Genomic DNA, 21,002 nt, shown 5'->3' with positions numbered 1-21,002 from the left:
CCTCAAGAAATTATTTCGCTCAGAGATAGCAGATATTTTGACTATCCTTTAGGCTTATCGAATTCAAACTTAGATAACTTTGCTGCTAGTTTCAAAAAAAATTGGATAATCATGATGATGTCACTTATTACGTGAATGTAATTAAATCAAGACTAAAAATCACTTAAGTTAAAGCCATATTTAACCTATTGAACCATCAATAGATTAAATACAGCGTTATTGATATCACTTAAAAGTCAGGCACGGTAGCCGTTTTACTTAGACCATAACTATTAAAAACTCCCTCTACCGCAGTTGAGCTTTTTTCTTGTTTTATCCATAAAATAAAGCGTTGCTCAGTGCTTTGACTATAAAAATGTAAATGCGGATAAGTAAGATTAACACTTCCCCATTTTTCTATCATTTTTTGTTGTACATCGCTAGACCATTTACCCTGAGCAGTTAAGCGTTTTTCGGCACGTCTTAATGCACTTTGTCCTTTAGGATTAACCCGAATTAAACGTAAATAGCCCTTAACTTCAGTTGGTATGGCTGTGATTGGTAGAATCAATACATAGTCAGCAATGGCAGCCTGTTGCTGTAGCGCACTTTTAACTTCCTGTAACTCGGCTTCAGTACCAAAAATGCGAATAATTCCACCTAGTGTTCGGCGCACATTATAACAAGGAAAACTAATACCAATATTTCCCTGAAAATTAACCAAGACTTGATGCAGTTTTTGCATCACTTGATTAATCACCTGCACTTCAGTTATCTCAATTTGTGGTATGGCGCGCAGTTCAAAATAGTGTGTATGCATATTGCTTACTCCTTACCACTCGCCCCAAAGACACCACCACGAATTAATACGGCAATCACATAATGTTGTTGTTCCAAACTTGGCTGCTCACCTTTTAAAACCCAGTTATCAAACAAGTTATAAAAGTCCAATTTTTGTTTAGGTTGACGGAAAGCATGTCCCATAGTGGTTACCGAACCATAAGGTTCAATCGCAATTGGAAATTCCGCTTTTTCATCATACCAGGTATCAATAGTACGAATTGCATTACTCACTTTTTGAGAATGCATCGCTGCTTGACCATTTTTGTCATAAAGCACTTTGCTTTTTTCTTTACCAGTATCTAAAATTAATTCTTGCGATGGGTAAACTTCTTGTCCTAAGCCCATTTTTAGTGTTGCGGTAACATCAAAGATCACAAATTTTTTATTGGCTAATCCTGCTTCAATAAGATCGGTCAATGCTTGAACAGATTTATCATCATAATCAAAACTGTTAAGCTGATAATTTTTGGCATCAACGTTAGCAACGTCAATTATCTTAGTTTCATCTTTATCATTGTGCGCTTGGTAACTCACAATAATATTAATTTGCTCGGCTGCCATACGGTTACGCCATAACCAACGACCATTTAAAATATTAATGGCATATCGTTTTGCTAACGCTTTTAAGCCAACATCTTTAATATATTCTTGAGTTGTCGTTGTTAACTGTTCTTGATATTCAACATCATTACATACTGATGGTTTACCGGTAAAAGGTAACACTTTACAGCTCCATGTTATCACTAAAGTATCTTTATCGGCATCTAAGGCCGCAACATCAACGGTTTGTAAATTGGCTTTTTGAATTTCGGCATCTAATTTAGCGGGATCGCTAGCAATGGCATTTTTAAGGCGATTAGAGATAGTTCCGCGTACTGATTTTTCGGTTAATCGAACCGGAGATAATATTTCAGGATTCGTAGTACTTGGCTGTGAAAAAACAGCATCAGAAATATCAAAACTGCGTTCAAAAGCTAAAACAGATGCGGTAGTGATTTTACTTTTACTCATAATAAATTCCTTATTGTATAACGCTAAAATTATTTAATTATTTTGTTGATTAATGATGTAAATCTCTGCACCATTTGATTGCAATGTACTACATTGATAACGCCAAAACGCTTGTGATAAGTTTTCTTTTAAGCGCAATGGAAATACCCATTTACCTAATCCATAAATACATTCAACAAATTGTGATTGATGTTCATTACTTCGAGCTTCTTGCAACTTACCAGCAGCAAATAACGGTGATATTGCTTGATACCCTAATGGTATCGGGACTAACCAACCTCGTCCCTGTTTGACTGATGTGGTCTGCCAGTGGTCATTCTCTTGAGGATGATGATGCAACATCGCTGTTTCGATTAAAGCATCAAGTGCAGTAGCATTGGGATCTTGTTGTTGTAACTCAGCTGTGATCTCTTGCAGATCTTGCTGTGCTTCAACTAATACAAAAGCAGGTAATAACAAATTTGCTAATGTTTCGTCTGATGCATCAGAGGGAATTAATTTTGCATCACCAATTTCTAACACATGACCACCAGCAATGCGTTGTTGATACAGTTTTTGTTTCATCTGATTAACGAATTCATTCTTTTGATCGTCATCATAAAGTGCTTCAAAATTTTCTATTTTGACTTCAATCAGCAATGAAACATCAAGATGCACTCGCCCCTCTTCGATAATTGCGCGGGTATCACCATTTTTAGCCACAGGATTACGGGTTAATCGAAAAGTATAATCACTATAATCATTAGGTCGATAAACTTGTACATCACACTCATGGCAAGCAATCAATACTCCATCTAAATAAATAGGATCAGTCGATTCAATTTTACGGTTTAATGCATGAATAGCACCAACAAAACCCGAAATAGCGGGAAATCCGTAGGTTAATGGGCTGGATATCGCATTAGCATTATGAATTTTGACATGATCAAAAAACAGATAGTAATTCAATGTTTCCATTAAAAGATTCCCTCCTTTTTACGCTGACTTGCTTTCACAGCGGCGCTTAATTCTTTACGCCACTCCCTAAATTCAGGATCACTAAATTGCTGTTGAATATTTTCAAATTTTTTTACTAGAGCATTTTGGATCCAAAAAGCAAAGTCTTTTTCAAGTTCAACTATCCATTCACCTTTATCATACTTTTGTTTAAAATCTTGCTCACCGTCTAAATTAGATCGCTTCGGATCTAACCATAATTTTTGATTAGATTTGAGCGAGTAATCACGGCTCCAGCCCGCCGGCATGGTTTTTTGAATGTGTCTGGCATATTTAAGTAATAGCGATAAAATAACGGCAAAAGCATCTTTGCGATTGTCACGCTCTTCAACATTGTTTTTGGGCGCTTGAACCATATCAAACAACAATCTAAAGCCAAAGCGACAAAAATATTGCATTGAATTTGTGAAAATGGTTTCTTGCGCCTTATTAATTGTTGGAAAAGGGGATTTTTCAAATTTAGGCGGCATTGACGGTAATAAAAAATTACGTCCACCTTGATTACTGGTTAATTGACTGACGCCTTGCGGATTGCTGCCCCCCAACTTAACCACGGCTAAATGGTGAAACGAAAAATAAGATTGATGTTCAATCCCTTTAATTCTTCTTTGTTCACGAGCCTTTTTATTCTCGTCAGAAAATCTTGTTTGTACTTTTTGATAAACCAAGTGACATAATGATGAGGGATACAACGGAATTAACAGACGGTAATGATTATCAACCCCTGAAAGATAAGTATCTTCACTATTTGGCCAATATAATTGTTTATTAAGTTCTGATGCTTTTGGATTATCAAAATTATTAAAAATCGCTTTTTTTAAATTAGCTAAATAAACCGCTGCCTTTTGCTCATCATCCGATAACGCCGGCAAAATAGCAGGATGATTTTGTATAATTAATTGCAATAATGTTACATCATCTTTTACAAACTGATTAAGTAAAGAAAAGATATCAAGTGCCGCAGCATTTCCAGAACAATTTATACTTAAAGTTGATGGTGTTGCTGACGACACATAATTTAACGTAACAGGTTGATTTTGTGCAAAATAATTAACATCATCTGCAGGACTTGATGGATGAATACCCCTTGAAATATGACTACCAATAGTAATCCATGAAATTCTTCTGGTTGCGGCATCTTCCATCCAAGTTTCAAAATCGAATCGCTTAACTAAATCATTAATTTTTTGTTGAGATTCATTAATTGCCGATACATCATTTGCTTGCTTAGCTTTATCCAGTTTTGTCACTTCACTTTTATAATTAGCATTATTAGTAAGCCGCTGCTGAAGAAAGTCGACAATAACCTTTCTTATATCTTGCCAAGAAATATCTTCCATTGGCCCTCCTTAATTTCCTTTAAAAATAAAAAGGTCCATAAAAAATTATGGACCTTAGTAAATATAATTATGATGCTTTAAATCTTATATACGAAGCTAATAAATTAAGTGCTTTACTGTTATACAGCCACTTATTAGTAGCATTAAGATATCGGTACTTAGGTTGATCAAGTTCTAATTTCTTAATTAAATATTCGATTTCTTTGGTTGTCGAAATATTTAATATTTTCATTAGTTCTGTAATTGAAAAGTCTTCAACCGATTTTGGCAAAAAAATTACAGACTCATCATTAGCAGCCGAAGTGCTAATTGCAAAATTTTGCAATTTATTTAACACTAACTTATCAGTTGAAAATTGACTTTTAATAATCTTAGTTTTATCCTTAGACATAATTTTGTCCCTCCTGTGAATTTTTTAGGATAAAATTTTAAACCTCAGATGTTGCAGCATTTGGGGTTTTGTTCTATTCAACACTATGTTATTTATAGTGCACTTTTTATATGTAATGTTCATTACATGTTTGTCATGTTATGCCTTTAAAAAAAGCAAGTCAAGAAAAAATCGAAAAGTAAAATAATGTAATGGGCGATATAGAAAAAACAAAAATATTAATATCTTGATTAATATAAAGATACCGCCTATTCGGCGGTGATAAAAAATTTTTTTATTCAAAATAATTTAATGTTTCTAAGCTACCTGTTCGGCAGTCCATATAAGTATAGTTTAATTATAGATTTATATCTAGCTGTAACCAGCTCATTAAGATATATTGCGTACAGCACTTATTTCTGGATATAAATTTCACTAACCACTATTTTTAATCTGATAAAAACCCAATTTTAGGTGGAAATGCCAGCGATATTGACTGTTTAAGGTAACGCTGCAAAATTCATTAGCTAATCGATATTGATTTTTATTGGGAAAATGGTCTGCCAACTTTTCTAACGCTTGTTGCACCGTATTAGTTAACCAAGGTTGAATATACGGGTGATCGAATGTCCAACTGTCATCATATGAAATTAGATTGTTTTGCGTATCTTGGCAAAGTTCATTGGGTGTTTGCCAAGCAATCTCTGCATAGCTAAACGAATAATCACCATCTTCATCAAGCTGGCAAATAAATTCATCTTCTTGATTATTTTGCATTCTAAAAGGTGAAATTAATTGTAAATGCGAACAATGATGATGCGCTAAATCGGGTTGCCAATAGCTCGTAACATAATTACTATTTCGTGCATTAAGCGCAAATAGATGTGCCATCACTTTATGCTCCAATTCGCCAAGTGTAAGCTCATCTTGTGTTGAATTAGTTATGCGTGGTGTGGCATCAATATTTGCTAATTGTTGTTGTGGTATCAATTTATTGGTTTGATGTGTCGTAAGTAAAAAAGGTTTTTGTTCAAAACCAGGCTTACAAAAACACGCAGTACCGACACCATAGTTCACACCCTGCTTAATTGATTCAATATTACTGCCTAAAATAGCAACATTCGGACTTTTAGCAACTTTATTGGGGCGATGGCGCCATACACGACCAACTAGCTGTATAATTGAACGCATTGATGACGGTTCAATAATGGCCCAATCGTAATCATGGTCTCGCCCGACTTCGGTTACTGGTGTACCTATCACAATAAAAATATGATTTTTTTGCTCACTATCTTTAATTGCTTCAATAATTTCCGGTTGGCTAAATAGAGCTCGTTCGTCACTACGATTTAAAATTCTATCTAACTTTTGCTCTAGTTGGTTACGTAATAATAATAATTGTCTTGCATGATAAACCACAATATGAAATTGAGCATCTACAGCAAGATCGGTTTGTTGATAGATCTGTTTAGTTAAGGCAATTAAATCTTCAGTATGAGCAAAACGGATTAAACCAATACTTATTTGTTTTTGTGTTTTTTCATCGAGTTGATGATGATTTAAATGAAAATCATAAGATTGCCTTAACAATTGATTAGCTAATAAATTGTAATTTAACTTTTCGTTTTCTGGTTTTTTATGCTGGTAGTCAAGTAATTCTAGAATATGTCCTTGACGACGAACTTCGCCCTTAGCAAGTTCATTAATGCGCTCACTGACAAATAGCTGATGTTGTTGGCTGAATGCCGCACTATCAGTAATTTGCGTAATTGATTGCTGATACTCATCAAACCAACCACAGACGATCGAATCATTATTACGTTGATGGTTTTGATTCCATATTTTTCGTCCCGCTTGATAAGCCGCAAATAAACCCGCAATTAAATCAGGCGTTAAAGTTGCCGATGACAACAACACTTTGCTCCCATAAAGCCCAGCTAAATGAACAAGCCGCGCCAAAGCTGGCAAGTCATTTTGGTCAAAATCATCAGGCTCATCTAAAATCAAATCTGAGGTAAGTAACCTTAAGGTCGGCGCAATATATTTGCCACCTCGTATGCATTCGCTGGCTTGAATAATATGATCAATAGTACATGTAACAATCGGCGCATAAATTAGTTGACGAGCTTTGCTATTTTCAACAATTGTGCCTAATTCACTATCCGCAATACCACTTTCTGCCACATCAACATAGTCATCGACCAATGATTCTATCGATTCGCTACCCTCTTGCTCTAAATTATCTTTTGAGATACTCTGCTGTTCTAAATTTGATTTTTGTAACTTTTCTTCATTCTCTAACTCAAATAACGTTTGCGTTGCTCGCCCGCCAACTAAGATCGCTAAATGTTCATCGCCAAGCTGTAGTTTTTCTCGCAGCGCTTTACCAGTTTGCAAGGTTAAAACACGTAAACCTAAGGCAATGGTAAATCTAACGCCACGTTTAGGATTCGCCAGTGCATACATAATTCGACCATTGGCAAGCGTTTTACCGCAACCAGTGGATGCCATATTTACACCAAAAAAGCCTTGTTCATCGCTTAATGATTGATAATGCTTAGCGATATCATATGCATGATTTTGCCATTGAAATCGATCGATAGTCGTCCGTTTAGTAAAAGGTTTATGGTGATTAATGGCTGGTAATTCATCAACCATTTTCGGTAGTAAACGCGCAAAGCGTGCAGAAAGATTTGCTACGCCAATTAAATGATCATCTAAACACTGTTTCGCCTTTTTAAGATAATTAGTGTTAGCAATCAGAATTTCATGATTTTCATCTGCTTCTTCATTCGATAAAGATAAACTTGAATAATTGTGATCAGCCACCATTAGACTTAAACGCGACATATGCAATAAAAAGGCATCAATATTCGTTAATTGCATTAAAGGTGGATGAGTTAGCGCCTTATTAGCATAACGGCTGAGTTTTTTTAACCATGCTTGACTTAACGTTATATCGCTTTTAAGTTGCCAAAACTGATTAGGCGAAGGATGTTGGCTAAAACTATTTTTTACCCATTTTTCAACAGCGGTAAGGGTTTTATAAAAACTGGTTGTTTTTAAACCTGAAATATATAAATCTCTGGTTTGTTTCTTATTTTTATCACCATTTAATGAATCAATTAAAAATGGCATTCGGTGATGCGATACAATCAACCAAGCTATCCACTGTGTTAATAAAGGCCACTGCATCAGATCGGTTTTTTCAGTTTTGTTAAGTTTTTGATACCAATTGGGGTATTGCTGCTGATATTGAGAAAAATTTGCCAAACGTTCAAAAACAGCTTGATCTGTGGTGCAGTCTTGAATCATTAATAAAAATAATTGCAACGAAATCCATTCATGACGGTATGGATCGCCAGCCACTTTCTCTGTTGCGCGTAATTTAGATTGAAAACCAATAGTCGCTTTACCAAGATCATGTAATAAACCGGCAATCGTTGTGATTAATTGAATCGTTGTTGCATAATGCCAACTACTTTCATTACCACTTTTTAATATATTGCGTTTAGTACGATTAGTTGGTACTCGACCTTGCTGATTAAATTGACTACGATCGCCAACAATCCATAGTAGATCAGTCAAATTTTTACCATGAGTCCAATAACAAGCAACGGCAGTATTTTTGCGAGCCGTTTTGCGCAACAATTTATATAGGGTTTGTAATCCATCTTCAGTCATGGCTGTTTGCCATGTCCGTTCGCCACAACGCTCAGCAAACTGATCAATAATTCGTCTGGTTTCGGTTAATGCCCGTTTTTTACATTGGCTTACTAATAAAATATTCATGCTTTTTCTGCTATCTGTTTTAATGTATCAATTATTCGATCCAACGCGCCTAACTGTGCAAATTGTGAAATGCATGCTTGCCGAAACACTTTTTCACTGTCGCCTTGCTTTGCAGACAAAAAAGCTTGCGGTAAAACTATGCCATCTTTAATAATATCAGCGGCATCAAATACTAAACCACCACGCCGAGTTTTACCATGCAAAATCGCCAATCCATGCGGTAATCCTAACACCCAACAAGCGGTTGCACCAAGCCCATAAGCTAAGTAGTTACCATGATCTAAAAATTGGTTAGCCGGATCATAGCTTTTACCATGGGTACCTTGTTCACGTTTAAACTTATCATCCCTTAACGTTAATTGATTCGCCATAGCATATAATCTTTTACTTAAACGCCCTTCTGCTGCGAGCAATGCTTGACTATTATTAACATTAGCAAATTGCGTTATTGCATCATTTATAATGCTGTCTAATTGACGTTGATCTATCGTCCAATCAAACTTTGACCAACACTCGCGAATGATTTCAAGGCGACTTTGTTGCAACATTTTAGCCGCTTGCAATCTACGTTCATCGTCAAACCAAAATTGACACCAACGTTGTAGGTATTCTGTTGCACGATATTCACTTTGAGGAGAGAAAAACTGACACGCAAATTCAGCTTCGGTAGAGGAAAAAAGTGGCGTTCCACCACCACCGCAAAACCCAATCATCACGCCAGCACGGGAAAGCTCGCGTACAGCCGCTTGCGTTAAAGAGGTACCGGTTCCTAACAAAATACAAGTAGTATTAGCAATCGGAATATTCCAATAAAGCGATTGTTGCCCCTGATCGGTAACATACTCAACGCGCCCACCATTAACCAATACACGGCAATGCTCTAGGTAATAAATGTTGGCACGTTTTGAATGTAAGATGGTTTTAAGCTCGGAAGAATGAATCATATCCATGTTTTTCACTAACTTAATTCAATTTAAATATTGACCATAAATTAGCATGATAATGCGCAAAAAACGAGGTAAAAATAATCAAAGATAAAACAAAATCAAAGCTAATCTTTAGCTTATATGAATAAAAAGACATCAAAAAATCGGAGGTTAAAACAGTAAATTGTTTAATCCACTTATGCAGTGTTGAACTAGAAACCGGTATACTATAAACCCTGTTTATAAAAAGGCAAACAAGATTTTTGTACTCAAAAACCCTTTTTTAATATATTGATTTTAATCAATTTTAATTTAGTGTAAAAAAAAGGGTTGATTGGCAAAAAAGTAAATCAAGATTTTTATATTGAAACGTGTATATTTGCTTAAACTTTTTACAAAACTTTTATTGCTGTAATCTTCTAGCTAGCTTTAATATACTTTTTCAAAATGAGTATTTGCTTTTTGTTCGATTTAATTCTACTTTTTTACTCTTCTTCAGCATCATTCCTAATCATAATGGGTAATTGGTAATGCGCATTCTGCATGAGATGGCATAGGTACACGGCTTGTAAAATATGAACGACTTCGATGTTTGGGTGGTTGCCTATTTTTGTCAACACTTGACTTAATGTGTTTAATCCTAAGGTGTCGCATTGATTTTGCAATTGCGCTAATTGCTTTTTATCGTCATTGTTCAGTTTAAGTCGTCCCGAACTCGTTATTGTTTCACAAAAATTGAGCGTCGGCTTGATAATGTAGATAACAATTGGATCGTGTTGGTAAACAATCTGCTGAGGTTGTTTTTGAAAGAGTATTTCGGGTTGTTTACAATAGTCATCGCTGTTATTCGATATTTGGTATAACGATTCGTTGTCAAAATCCAGATTTAAAATATTGATATCATCGGTTAGTGGCTGTTTATAAAATAGTGCAAATGGTTCAAGATCTAAATTATTATCATTTTTTACACATTTTACTAACACGGTTAAGGGTTGCAACTCTATTTCGTGTAGCAAATAAAGTGATTCAATACGTTGTTTTTGTTTACCATCCCAAAAGATGCGTAATAGTAGGTCATTATTCTGTGAATCTTTAACACACCACACCAAGCATTGTCTGATTTCGTCCAAATAAGGTTTTTGTGCTTTGGTAACGTGAATAAAGAGTACTTGGTTGAACAGTGAAATATTAGTATCGTAATTTTGTAAATAGTGACTTAGTAACGACCAGTTATCAAAGCCAACTTGTTGTTGAAATTGCTGATACTGCTGCAAATTCCAACCTGTTGGTTGTAATTTTATGTGTGAACCACGACTTGATAATTTACCATCATGCGATAAACGTGGTTCATATAAGGTAAAAGCTTTATTCATTAAGTCACAAGGCATCGCTTGCCAAATTGATGCACTTTGCCATAGGCTTTGTCGATTAAAGTTGATATCTGAATTATTAGGTCTGGCTAAGGTTGTCTCATAATATTGTAGCGCTATTGGATCCCAAAAGTAAAAGGTCGCCCCAATTGCGCCGGTTTTGCTTTGCCACCAATAAGCTCCCAATGGTAGCAAGTCAATTAATTGAGCATCATTTTGGTAATGACGTTTTTGCCCCCCACGTACTGTGGTAAGTTGTTCACCTTGATAATGTGATAATTTTTCCAGATATGCTTTAAGGCGAGCTAAGAATAACAGTATGTCTTGTTCGTCAACGGTAAAATGTCGATTGGCTTGTTGTTCAACAAGTTGGCAAAGGTGTCTTAGCATTGCGGCTAAACTGGCAAGATTTTGCGATCGAGCAGACATATTAAGCAACTGTAATTGTGTCGCTTGGCTTTGACTCACATGGGATAATCCATGGGTGATTAATGCATAAATATGTTCTTCAACTTGCTTAATTAATGCTATTTCATCAACGCTTAACCGATCAATCGGCTTATCCGTTAAGTTGTTTTCGATTGGCCAAGTCCATGGCTGGTGATGTTGTTGAAACAGGTACGCAATAACCGCTAAATGTACAGCTGTTTTCTGTTTTTCGGGTAGCTGTGAAATCATCCCAGCAAAACCGGTCCCAGCCATATAGATAATCGGCATGTCACTTTGTGGTATTTGAATACGTAATTGCCCTTTTTGATTTTCTACGGTTAATGGTGGCAGTTGCTGCCACTCAAAAACCAATTGATAAGCAAGGCGCACATTGGCTTTACCTGCTTGTTTAAGTAGCGCGCCAGCATCGATTGTCAGTAGCTCGCTTAATGCATCTTTTAATGGTGGCACTGACCGTTCAGTCGCTGAATTTTGCGATAATGTTGCATTATTATCCGTTTGATGATTGGGCTGAAGTTGTAACCATAAAATGGCCGCAATAATATGTTTGCAGTGTCCACTAGCTGGGCAACTGCAAGTTGCTTTTTGAATTCCTTGCGCAGTAAGTTTCACCTGTTGACCATCGACCATAAACAGAAGAAAATCGGGTTGCTCTTCTTGCAATAGGACTTTATCGGCTTCGATATCTTTGCGTGCACGGCGAATTAAACCAATATTGGCATAAAGTGCTAACGCTTCTTGATCATAATTTAAGTAGGTTTGTTGCCAACTCATCGCATCACCTCGGCAAGCCAGTTAGCAAAATGCTCGGGAGTTAAGGCGGCAATTAGCATACCGCGATCAGCAAGTTTTTGTGATATTTGCATATCATAAACAGCATTAGCTTGATAGTCTAAAGCAGCTAAACCCAGCATTTTTACTCGATTAGCATTAAGACGAGCAACAGTTCGATATAAATGCGTTACATTTGCGCCTTCATAAAAATCACTCACCACCACCACCACCGTTCGGCTCGGATTTTTAATTTTTTGTTCAGCATAATTAAGTGCTTTACCAATGTCTGTTCCACCGCCTAATTGTACAGTCATGAGCACTTCAACTGGATCTTCGGCTATATGTGTTAAATCGACAACTTGAGTATCAAACACCAGTAAATGCAAATTAATCGCCGGTAGTTTAGCGATGATAGCGGCACAAATTGCTGAATAAAGAATTGAACTATCCATCGATCCACTTTGGTCAACACATAAAATAATATCCCAAGGTAATTGTCTTATTTTGCGTGAATTGAAAATTGCTTTTTCGATAATAATTTGCTGTTTGTTCTGATCAAAATGCCTTAGATTAGCATTGATTGTTGCTCGCCAATCAAAGTTCTGGTTATTTTTGATTAAAGAGTGCCTAAATCGATTTTTTTTACCAGTGATCGCATTGACAAAATTCGTTTGAATCTTTTGTAAAATTTCGTCCACCACTTTTTTAATTAATATCCGTACTTCTTGACGAACGTCATAACTCAATTTACCCCGTAAATTCATCAGTAAACGTACTGAGTTTACACTAGGTTCAAGATCTCGTATGACTTTCGGATCGTTTAAAACTCCATCCAAGTGATAACGCTCTATCGCTTGATTTTGCATCCGTTCAAAGGTACTTTTAGGAAACAATTTACGTGTCAGTTTTAACCAATCTATCGTGTTATAAACAGAACGACTTTTATCACCCGCTTTTAGTTCTGAATCAGCTTTGTCATTGGTCAATAAACCTCGAGCACGATATTCGTGTCGATAAAGATACTCTAATGATTGATCGATTTGCTTATCATGCGCATTAAAATTAATTTGACCTAAATCCTCATCTGCATAACTTCCTAAAATTAAACGCCAACGTTTAATTTGTTCATTGGTAGTTTTATCATCGATGTGATTATCGTTAATCATACGTATTCCTATTGTTTAAACCATGTTTGCAAATGCTGTTGTTGAATATGTTTGGTTATCAATAATTCTAAAGAAAGTGCTTTGTTTAACTCTTTTTCACTAAAGTTGTATTGGTAAAAATTTAATTCATCATCGACAATATGATATTTTTTAGCAATCTGACTAGCCAACGAAGCATTCTGTGTCGGGTTTAATTGAGAAAAGGCATAACGTAAATCAGGCAATATTTCAATAAATCGCTCAGGTAACCAATCAATCATTAGTTGATCTAAGCTATCAAGTAGAAAAGTTGAATGAATAATCAATTGCGGGGTACACTGCATTATACCGATAAAATAGTTAATTGCGTGATCATCTGGTGTTGTTAACCTGAAGTTATTTTTTATTTTATCTTCTAGTTGTTGTTGGCTTAAGTATGCATCTAAGTAGCTAAGACTATCAATAGCACCACAGATTAATGGCAGTTGAGCTAACTCAGGTTGTAAACGATGCAGATTATGATAAAAATCGTGTTTAAATTGTTTAACATTAAGTTGCTCTGGTAAATAATTTAGTAAGTCTCTAAATGAAAGTAATACTTTGATATTTTTTTGTTGCTGTTCTTGCTCTGGCTGTTTTAACTTGGTTAACAAGAAAAGACTCTGCTTAATTATTTTAACTAATAATATCAGTAACGTTGCGGTATTTTTTAGTTGTAAAAAATTTTGCCCTTGCCATAAGTAAAGTAAGCGATGGCCACAATTGATTAGATTGTCCAGTTCGTTATCGTTCTCAATACAATTAGATAGATTATTTAATAAATAAGCAAAACAAGATTCAAGCCCCATCAAAGCGCCTTGAATTAACTGTTCAACTGCCACAATACTTGAAAAACCAGTACTGTTTAGCCCAAACTGTTCAGTCGCTAATTGTAATTGCTTTATTGCGATTTGATCTAACTGCGTTCCCTGTTCAGATAATTTAATTAAACGCGCTTCGACCATGGGGGTCCAAGCATAACGCCAATCTTCAAACATAATCGATAAGCGTTTACCATGAATATAATCAGGACCATCTATTCGATTGGCAAAACCCACTTGTAAAAAAGCCAATAAATGTAAATAACGGCTACGTTGCCGATGCTGTGATTTGCGATAAATATCGATATGCGTAAGTTTAGGACTGGAATAATCTAACTTAAATCGATATTTTTTTAGCGTTAAATATACTTCATTCACTAACGGAGGTTGTGCAATACCTTTAGGTATTTCACCCAACAAATTGCCCGATAAGCAATTTTGCACGGTTAACCAAAACTCATGACGAGAATCATTGATACTCTCTTTGATAAAGCAGGATTGAATCGCATCAAGCAGATCATATCTTCCTGGTCCATGATGTTCTCGTAAGTTGGCTAATAACATTGATTGTGCTATTGCAGAACGAAATGGGATAAAACCGATAATATTGTCACTGTTTTGTTGCCGTAATTTATCCACAATATCGGTAAGCACATCAGTAGTTAAAGATTGGCGAAATGCGATGCTAGATTTGCCATTGGTGGTTGATTTATCATAAAGTAACATTGACTGCCATGCCGCTTGATAATAAGCGGGCGAAGGCATTCCTGACGCATAACCATTTAAGGAATCAAGGCGATCAAAGCTATAACGAATTAGCCAATTTTGATCTTTATCACCACTTTTTTGTTGGTGATTAAATCGAGTCATCTCTGCTTTTGTAGGTAGCACAAGCTGATCGTGCCATAATCCTTCCAGTAAAGGTAAGGTATGAAAACCACCTGTTACGACCACAATTTTTGCATCAGGTTGAGATTTCTTTAATTGACCTATCGCTGTTAACATATACTGTTCACGCTGAACTGAACCCTCTGCGGCAAGTGAAGACAGTGAATAATCAAGCCTTGCCATTGCACACCAAATAAAGGTATCTATAAAGAAATTTTGCCAATCAGCGATATCATTATAGTCTTTCAGTTCAAAAAGATGTTCCCACACTTCATCATGATCACGACAATGCAATTTTTTCATTAAATATTGAATGTATTGGCTGTGTTTTAGATAAGTTTCGGATAGTAGCGAGCGACTTTTATCAAAATCAGCAGCGATTTCTTGATCACATTGCAAAGCCCTAGGCAGATCAATGAATTGTAGTGTGGCATGCTGCTCTTTTGCCATTTGTATTGCCACCCATTCTGGCGAGTAATGACAAAATGGGTAAAAAACCGAACAGGTAGATTGTTTCGATACACTATCATCTTCACTTTCTGTTACTAACGGTATTGTGTCAATTTCTGTCTGAGAAAGTATCGCAATGGGCGGACGTGTATCATCATGTAACAGTTGTTCAATTAACGGTGTAAAACTCACTGGCGCTTCAATCAATATATGCGTTGGTTTTGTTTGCTCAATCAATTTTTTAAGCGCAAAACTGCATGATGGGCTATGATGACGTATCGGGGCAAAATAGATCTGCTCTTGCTGCAAAGCAGCAAGTTTATTTAATGCTTGTGATAACCTATCGGGTAATAATTCATGGTTAAGCGTCATGTTAAGCCGTTATTTCCAGAACGTTTTTGATACTTGATAAAAACTGTGCCATGTCTCGGATTTTTTTGCGCGTTCACGCACAACATTATCCATATAAAATTGGATTCGTTTTATATCATCGGCATTATCTTTTAGAACCACACCAATAAGCTGTTTGGCGATTTGTCCTGCATTTAAGGTTCCATCGCTAAAATAATAAGCATCTAATGCTGAAGCATAGGCAATGTTTACCGCTTCTGCCGTTGACATCACGGCATCAGGTGTTTTTATATTTGCGCCATCTTGAGTTTGACCTTGCCTTAACTCTTGAAAAGCCGTAACAAGTAAGTCAATGACATCAACCGGAATAACTATTTGTGTTTTTAATTCACCTAATTCTTGTTCAAGTTGCCTTTGTATCAATTCAATCTCAAAATCTTTATTATTTATTGGATTAACAGTTTCAAAGTTAAAACGTCGCTTTAATGCAGCAGACATTTCATGCACACCACGATCTTGTAAATTAGCAGTGCCAATAATATTAAAACCGGGTTTAGCACTAATAATTGCATTTGCTCCCATTTCGGGGATCATCATCTGTTTTTCAGACATAATTGAAACAAGGATATCTTGAATTTCTGGTGGACAGCGAGTTATCTCTTCAAAACGAACAATTTTACCTTGTTTCATACCTTGATAAATTGGCGAACCAACTAATGCACGTTCGGTTGGTCCTTCGGCCAGCAATAAGGCATAATTCCAAGAATATCGGATATGATCTTCACTAGTACCAGCCGTACCTTGGATGGTCAAATTTGAATCACCACTGATGGCGGCTGCCAATAATTCTGATAACATAGATTTGGCTGTACCCGGTTGACCAACCAGCATTAATCCTTGTTTACCTAATAATGAAACAATAGATCGATCAACTAAAGGATCGTCACCAAAAAATTTACAGCTGATACCCAAACGATCGTTACCTAAAATAAATTGACGCACCGATTTAGGGGATAAAACCCAACCTTCAGGCTTATTATTTTCGCTATCGGCCTTGATCAGTTTTTCCAATTCTTTACTATAACGTTGTTCAGCACTTAACCTAATAACTTGTTGTTTTGCCATAATCCTTTATTCTCCCAATTTGAATTAAAACCAGCTGCTCTATCAGCTACTATTCTATAATCAGTATAGCTTTCGACCAGTAACAAACTGGTAATCATTGAGTATTTTGGTTCAGCCTTTTAAACATACATTGTGAGTATTTTGCTAGCTATATTTAGTCAATTTTACCAAATTAACTTATCTTGCCAATTTGGATCAAAACAGCTTGATGCATCTGCTACCGCCATATAATCGGCATAGCCTTCAGCAAGTAACACGGGCGGTAACTCATCAAGTGCAATTAATCTATCTTTAAACGTTGTATTTTTACTAAAGTACAGATTGAAAAGCGCTGCCGGTATATTTTCTTCAGGGACAAAGCTACCACTGAATTCAATATTAATATACAGTTTAAGGCTAGCAAAATATTTATAATAACTATCAAAGTAACCCGCATCTTGTATATCATTACGTTTATAACCCAACTTAGTTAGGATTTTTCGTATGGTAAAACTATCGGTTAACCAACCATAATATTTATCAATCATGTCATCTTTAAAGTGACGAATATCCGGTAATGGATGATTGAATTGATCGAATAATTGAATAATTTTGTAATCTTTAAGATGAGTTTGCCAATGTGCTGTGATATCAGCAGTTAATAGCGCTGAATGCGCAACGGTAATATGATTATTTTCGTTCAACACAATTTCGTCATCTTGATTATTGACCAAACTAACATCTTCAGTTGGTCTAAAGCTATTAACAATATTGCCGTTTTCATCGAGTTCCAACCATACTAAGCGTTGAATAAGTCGACCCACAATTGGATGCGGTTGTAGATAGGTTTGCCAATCATCAACTCGCCAGCTGCGCTGAGTGCACATCGCTTCATAAAAACGATTAATTTGCATATCCAGTAATTGAGTCAGTTCTTTTTTACTGTTACTAAATTGTTTTTTCGCATCTTTTACTAAAGCTGAATCTTCACTTTTACGTGCTTCCGGTAAGGCTTTAATTTCGTCACCATCGGCATTTTTTAAGTGCCATTTAAACTTATCATCTAACGTTGCGCTAAAGGTGCGTTCGCCATAATCGAGAGTTAACACACCACTTTCATCCAACCCAGCTGTTGATATAGTGCGATCGGCTAATTCGTCTAATGTCCAACCATTACGTTCAGCAATAGTTTCTACTAAGGAACGTGCTTTTTCTTGTATTGTTGCCATGCGATGACGTCGAGCTATTGAGAGCAACAATTGAGTAATCAGTGGATCATCACTTTGTGCAAGGGGTTCTAGCATCGCTTCAATTTGAGCACGCCGTTTTTGGTGATGTTTCATAAAATCAAGTAATAACGAAACAGCAATACGCCCTTCAATACCGGTAGTTAACGCTAATACACCCTTTGCTTTAATTGCAGAACCAAGGTAGGTAGCTAATGTCTCTTTTTTTATCTGTTCAAATACTTGTTCCAATGTAATATTGGCATAAGCAGGATATAAACTCGGGTATTGTTTATAATAACCTAAGTATTCTTGCAAACGTTGATTAGCCATTAGGTTAGCTTGCGCTTCGGCTTCGTTAATGCTTGGTCTTAAAGTATCTTGCTTGATAAAACTACGTAAAATAAACTCAGCTAATTGTTGTTGGCTTGGTTTACTTAACAATTGACTATAAATTGTTAATAGTGGGTTTACAGGCTCTTTTAACTTAACCGCTAACCAAGCCCACCACTGAATAATTTGTGGTTCGACCGCCTCGCCGCTTTGCCAAGTAAGTGCAGGCATTAAGCTAATATCAAACCAGTCAAATTCATTAGGTCTTTTACCTTTTAGACCTTGTTTTGCTTCAGCTAATAATTTTTCAGTGGTTAGTTGTTGACTTATGTCTTCACCACATTTTTCTAAAGCAATCAATAGTGATGCTTGTATAATTTCGCGTTTTTCTTTTTTTAATGCATGATGTAATGCTTTAATTGACGATTTTTGTCCTAATAGTGCCAACCAATCTGCCGCTGCAATCCGCTCTTCTTGTTTGGGCGATAGTAAAGCTTGTTCAACTTGATCATAAATATTAGGAATGACTTTTAGAGTGTTTTGTGCTGCATGCCGTATTAATTTGTTTTCTTTTAGTGCGAGTTCAAAAAGATAATTAACATATTTAGTCGGCAGACTAGGAAAAAGTTGTAATATTTTTATTGCACTAACTTTATCAAGTTTAATGTAGGACCAACATTTATTGCTCTCAGCAAAGCCTAAAACTTCATCAAGTAAAAATTCATGTTCAGCAAAAAATGGCCATAATTTATCTGGTTGATTTTCATAAAAAGGATGATAAGTCTCACTGGTTAAAAATGGTAAAGCAACAGCATAGAGCACATGTTGACAATAATCAATTTTCGCCATTACATCGGCGATTTGCCTAAGATCGAAATTTTTAACAACGTCATTTTTTGTATATACCCTTTCAAAACAATAAGTACCACCATTTTGATCAATTAATCGCATTGCTCTAAATAAGTGATAAAGGGTGAATTCGGGTAAATTTTGTAGTCTATTTTTAGTCAGTAAAAAATGATAATCGACGTTTTTATTAATCCCTTGAAGTAACGGTGTGTATTGAATTTTACCATTTAAATAATGATAAATATCATCTAAATTTTTTTCAGTTAGTGTGTCAGATAATTCATTATGTTTTAGTTTGTGATAGTCTTGATAATTTTGCCGCAAAATGTCTTGTGCCATCGATGGTAAATCGATATCGATAATGGGTTCAAAACAAGGAATAACTAAATTTGTTTGTTGTTTTGCATTATTAGCAGTTTCAAGTCGTAGCAAAGCGCTTTCAATGGAGCCAATAACGGTTTTATTGGTTTCACTTGCTAATGCTTGTTGTAATATTGCAGAATCTGACGATATTCTTGCCAGTAATTGAGCGGCATTACTACGTTGTTTAACCGAGCCCAACGTTAAAAAGTGTTGTAGTTTTGATTGCACATCTTCAACAGGAAAACCCATTAGCATATCTGTCGCTAATTGACTGACTTGTTTGGCACTATGTAAGGCTTGCTGAGTAATAAACTCAATCAGTGGTAGCTGAAGTTCAGAATGCTTTTTTATATACTTTAATTGTTCTACCTGCCCCAAAACAGCAATATCCTGATCGGGTAGCTGGCTAAATAATTTAAGATGATTTTTAATATAAGATAATAATCCATCGATGTTGTAAAAATACTGAAAGTCACTTAGGTCATTGCTCGTCATATTTTGCCGATCAAATATCGCCAATAATAACTTTTCACCCAATCCAGTTTTTTCCATTTCGAGTAGTTGGTGTAATTGTTCAATTGACCAACTTTTTCGTTGTTCAATGTCTTCTTCATTTTTACAAAAAGAGGGCATTGTGCTAATCAAACCATCATATAAAAGATATAAAAACCATGCCGGCAACTGTTGGTTAATTAATTTAACTAAATGCAAATGGTAACAAATTGCGCTCAAAACACATCCAAAACGCCTTATTTGTTCAAGTGTATAGTCATCAGTCCAACGTTGATAAAAATCTATTCTGGCTTTTTTAGGTGGTTTTGGTTTATCGTAAAAGCTTGTTCCATAAAAATCACAGGGTTTATATAGTAATTCAAAGAGTTTATAAGCGTTATCGCTAGTTTGACATAATTGTTCTAAATCACTTAAAACGTTAGCTTCATCCCCCTGTAAAACATATTGAGTAATACGCTCTGGCAAACTTTTATCGAGTGTGTTTAGTGGTTCGAATATTGTTGCAATTAATTGTTGAGCAGATTGAGCATGTGTTTCTTTCATATTCCTTGGTTCTCCTATACAGGATATTTTTTATTAATCATTTATATTAATTAAGTAGCCATCTTCCGCTGGTCTAAAGCTAGTTATAATTTGATTGTTTTTAATGATTTCTAACTAAACCAAGCGTGTAATCAGTCGTTTTCTTATTAATTATAATTATCCATCCATTGTTCATAAAATCCGATTCTTGCATTAGGCGACGCGCTATCACTATTGTAATAATAACAATAATTGATACCGAGCCAAGAACAGGAATAAGACATAAAATCCATTATGTCATCAATGCTATAATGGCAATCTTGCGTTAATTTATTTATTCAAAATTGCGTAATTATCTCCTAGCATAACATATCTTAAAATGTTTTCAGGGATTGTTTGATTGCGTTTTCATAAAGATTCAAAATAGTTAATATTAGCTGTTCAGACGGCGTATCAATCTCTTTTTTACTGACCTGCGATTGAAAACGGCTAAACAGTGAGGCAATTTTACCTTTTACTTTATTAAACATTCCCTATTCTTAATATC

At 35.6% G+C, this 21,002-nt stretch carries 13 protein-coding genes; all 13 read right to left on the bottom strand.

Annotated features, from left to right (window positions below; all coding sequences use genetic code 11):
• Window positions 1–229: 229 nt before the first annotated feature.
• The 13 genes from cas6f to J3U57_RS09980 all read right to left on the bottom strand — a co-directional run bounded on the left by cas6f (window position 230) and on the right by J3U57_RS09980 (window position 20,985).
• A complete protein-coding gene (gene cas6f / locus J3U57_RS10040; protein WP_267344609.1) occupies window positions 230–799 on the bottom strand; it encodes a type I-F CRISPR-associated endoribonuclease Cas6/Csy4 in 570 nt (189 codons plus the stop codon).
• Between the two features lie 5 nt (window positions 800–804).
• Window positions 805–1,833, bottom strand: a complete 1,029-nt coding sequence (gene csy3 / locus J3U57_RS10035; protein WP_267344608.1) for a type I-F CRISPR-associated protein Csy3 — start codon at window positions 1,831–1,833, stop codon at window positions 805–807.
• Between the two features lie 33 nt (window positions 1,834–1,866).
• A complete protein-coding gene (gene csy2, locus J3U57_RS10030) occupies window positions 1,867–2,790 on the bottom strand; it encodes a type I-F CRISPR-associated protein Csy2 (RefSeq protein ID WP_267344606.1) in 924 nt (307 codons plus the stop codon).
• Window positions 2,790–4,169, bottom strand: coding sequence for a type I-F CRISPR-associated protein Csy1 (gene csy1, locus J3U57_RS10025; protein ID WP_267344604.1), 1,380 nt, complete (start codon window positions 4,167–4,169; stop codon window positions 2,790–2,792). The genes csy2 and csy1 overlap by 1 nt, the downstream gene beginning before the upstream one ends.
• A 67-nt stretch (window positions 4,170–4,236) precedes the next feature.
• Window positions 4,237–4,560: a hypothetical protein gene (locus tag J3U57_RS10020; protein WP_267344603.1), complete on the bottom strand. Its 324-nt coding sequence runs from the start codon at window positions 4,558–4,560 to the stop codon at window positions 4,237–4,239.
• A 414-nt stretch (window positions 4,561–4,974) separates the two neighbouring features.
• Entirely contained in the window at window positions 4,975–8,331 is a 3,357-nt protein-coding gene (cas3f, locus tag J3U57_RS10015) for a type I-F CRISPR-associated helicase Cas3f (protein WP_267344602.1), read from the bottom strand.
• The gene (gene cas1f / locus J3U57_RS10010; RefSeq protein WP_416379674.1) at window positions 8,328–9,290 is read right to left on the bottom strand and encodes a type I-F CRISPR-associated endonuclease Cas1f; all 963 of its coding nucleotides are present in this window, start codon (window positions 9,288–9,290) and stop codon (window positions 8,328–8,330) included. The genes cas3f and cas1f overlap by 4 nt, the downstream gene beginning before the upstream one ends.
• Before the next feature lie 452 nt (window positions 9,291–9,742).
• Window positions 9,743–11,851 carry an SWIM zinc finger family protein gene (locus tag J3U57_RS10005; protein WP_267344599.1) on the bottom strand — a complete coding sequence of 703 codons (2,109 nt, stop codon included), beginning with the start codon at window positions 11,849–11,851 and terminating at the stop codon, window positions 9,743–9,745.
• A complete protein-coding gene (locus J3U57_RS10000; RefSeq protein WP_267344598.1) occupies window positions 11,848–13,017 on the bottom strand; it encodes a VWA domain-containing protein in 1,170 nt (389 codons plus the stop codon). Before J3U57_RS10000 ends, J3U57_RS10005 begins: the two co-directional genes overlap by 4 nt.
• An 8-nt stretch (window positions 13,018–13,025) precedes the next feature.
• A complete protein-coding gene (locus tag J3U57_RS09995) occupies window positions 13,026–15,566 on the bottom strand; it encodes a DUF5682 family protein (protein ID WP_267344597.1) in 2,541 nt (846 codons plus the stop codon).
• A gap of 9 nt (window positions 15,567–15,575) precedes the next feature.
• Entirely contained in the window at window positions 15,576–16,670 is a 1,095-nt protein-coding gene (locus J3U57_RS09990) for an ATP-binding protein (RefSeq protein WP_267344596.1), read from the bottom strand.
• 164 nt (window positions 16,671–16,834) lie between these two features.
• Window positions 16,835–20,476 (bottom strand): DUF4132 domain-containing protein, encoded by a 3,642-nt coding sequence (locus J3U57_RS09985; RefSeq protein ID WP_267344594.1) that lies wholly within the window; start codon window positions 20,474–20,476, stop codon window positions 16,835–16,837.
• 353 nt (window positions 20,477–20,829) lie between these two features.
• A complete protein-coding gene (locus tag J3U57_RS09980; protein ID WP_267344592.1) occupies window positions 20,830–20,985 on the bottom strand; it encodes a hypothetical protein in 156 nt (51 codons plus the stop codon).
• Between the last annotated feature and the right edge of the window lie 17 nt (window positions 20,986–21,002).

Origin of the sequence: Gilliamella sp. B3464 (assembly GCF_026536145.1) — a bacterium.
In the GTDB taxonomy this organism is placed as follows: domain Bacteria; phylum Pseudomonadota; class Gammaproteobacteria; order Enterobacterales; family Orbaceae; genus Gilliamella.
Note: the sequence above shows the minus strand (reverse complement) of the source record. Positions and strands in the feature narration are given on the sequence as shown.

What these genes read in the sequence shown, in the direction of transcription:
- cas6f (WP_267344609.1), bottom strand. Translation starts at nt 799, where the DNA reads ATGCATACACACTATTTTGAACTGCGCGCCATACCACAAATTGAGATA.
- csy3 (WP_267344608.1), bottom strand. Translation starts at nt 1,833, where the DNA reads ATGAGTAAAAGTAAAATCACTACCGCATCTGTTTTAGCTTTTGAACGC.
- csy2 (WP_267344606.1), bottom strand. Translation starts at nt 2,790, where the DNA reads ATGGAAACATTGAATTACTATCTGTTTTTTGATCATGTCAAAATTCAT.
- csy1 (WP_267344604.1), bottom strand. Translation starts at nt 4,169, where the DNA reads ATGGAAGATATTTCTTGGCAAGATATAAGAAAGGTTATTGTCGACTTT.
- J3U57_RS10020 (WP_267344603.1), bottom strand. Translation starts at nt 4,560, where the DNA reads ATGTCTAAGGATAAAACTAAGATTATTAAAAGTCAATTTTCAACTGAT.
- cas3f (WP_267344602.1), bottom strand. Translation starts at nt 8,331, where the DNA reads ATGAATATTTTATTAGTAAGCCAATGTAAAAAACGGGCATTAACCGAA.
- J3U57_RS10005 (WP_267344599.1), bottom strand. Translation starts at nt 11,851, where the DNA reads ATGAGTTGGCAACAAACCTACTTAAATTATGATCAAGAAGCGTTAGCA.
- J3U57_RS10000 (WP_267344598.1), bottom strand. Translation starts at nt 13,017, where the DNA reads ATGATTAACGATAATCACATCGATGATAAAACTACCAATGAACAAATT.
- J3U57_RS09995 (WP_267344597.1), bottom strand. Translation starts at nt 15,566, where the DNA reads ATGACGCTTAACCATGAATTATTACCCGATAGGTTATCACAAGCATTA.
- J3U57_RS09990 (WP_267344596.1), bottom strand. Translation starts at nt 16,670, where the DNA reads ATGGCAAAACAACAAGTTATTAGGTTAAGTGCTGAACAACGTTATAGT.
- J3U57_RS09985 (WP_267344594.1), bottom strand. Translation starts at nt 20,476, where the DNA reads ATGAAAGAAACACATGCTCAATCTGCTCAACAATTAATTGCAACAATA.
- J3U57_RS09980 (WP_267344592.1), bottom strand. Translation starts at nt 20,985, where the DNA reads ATGTTTAATAAAGTAAAAGGTAAAATTGCCTCACTGTTTAGCCGTTTT.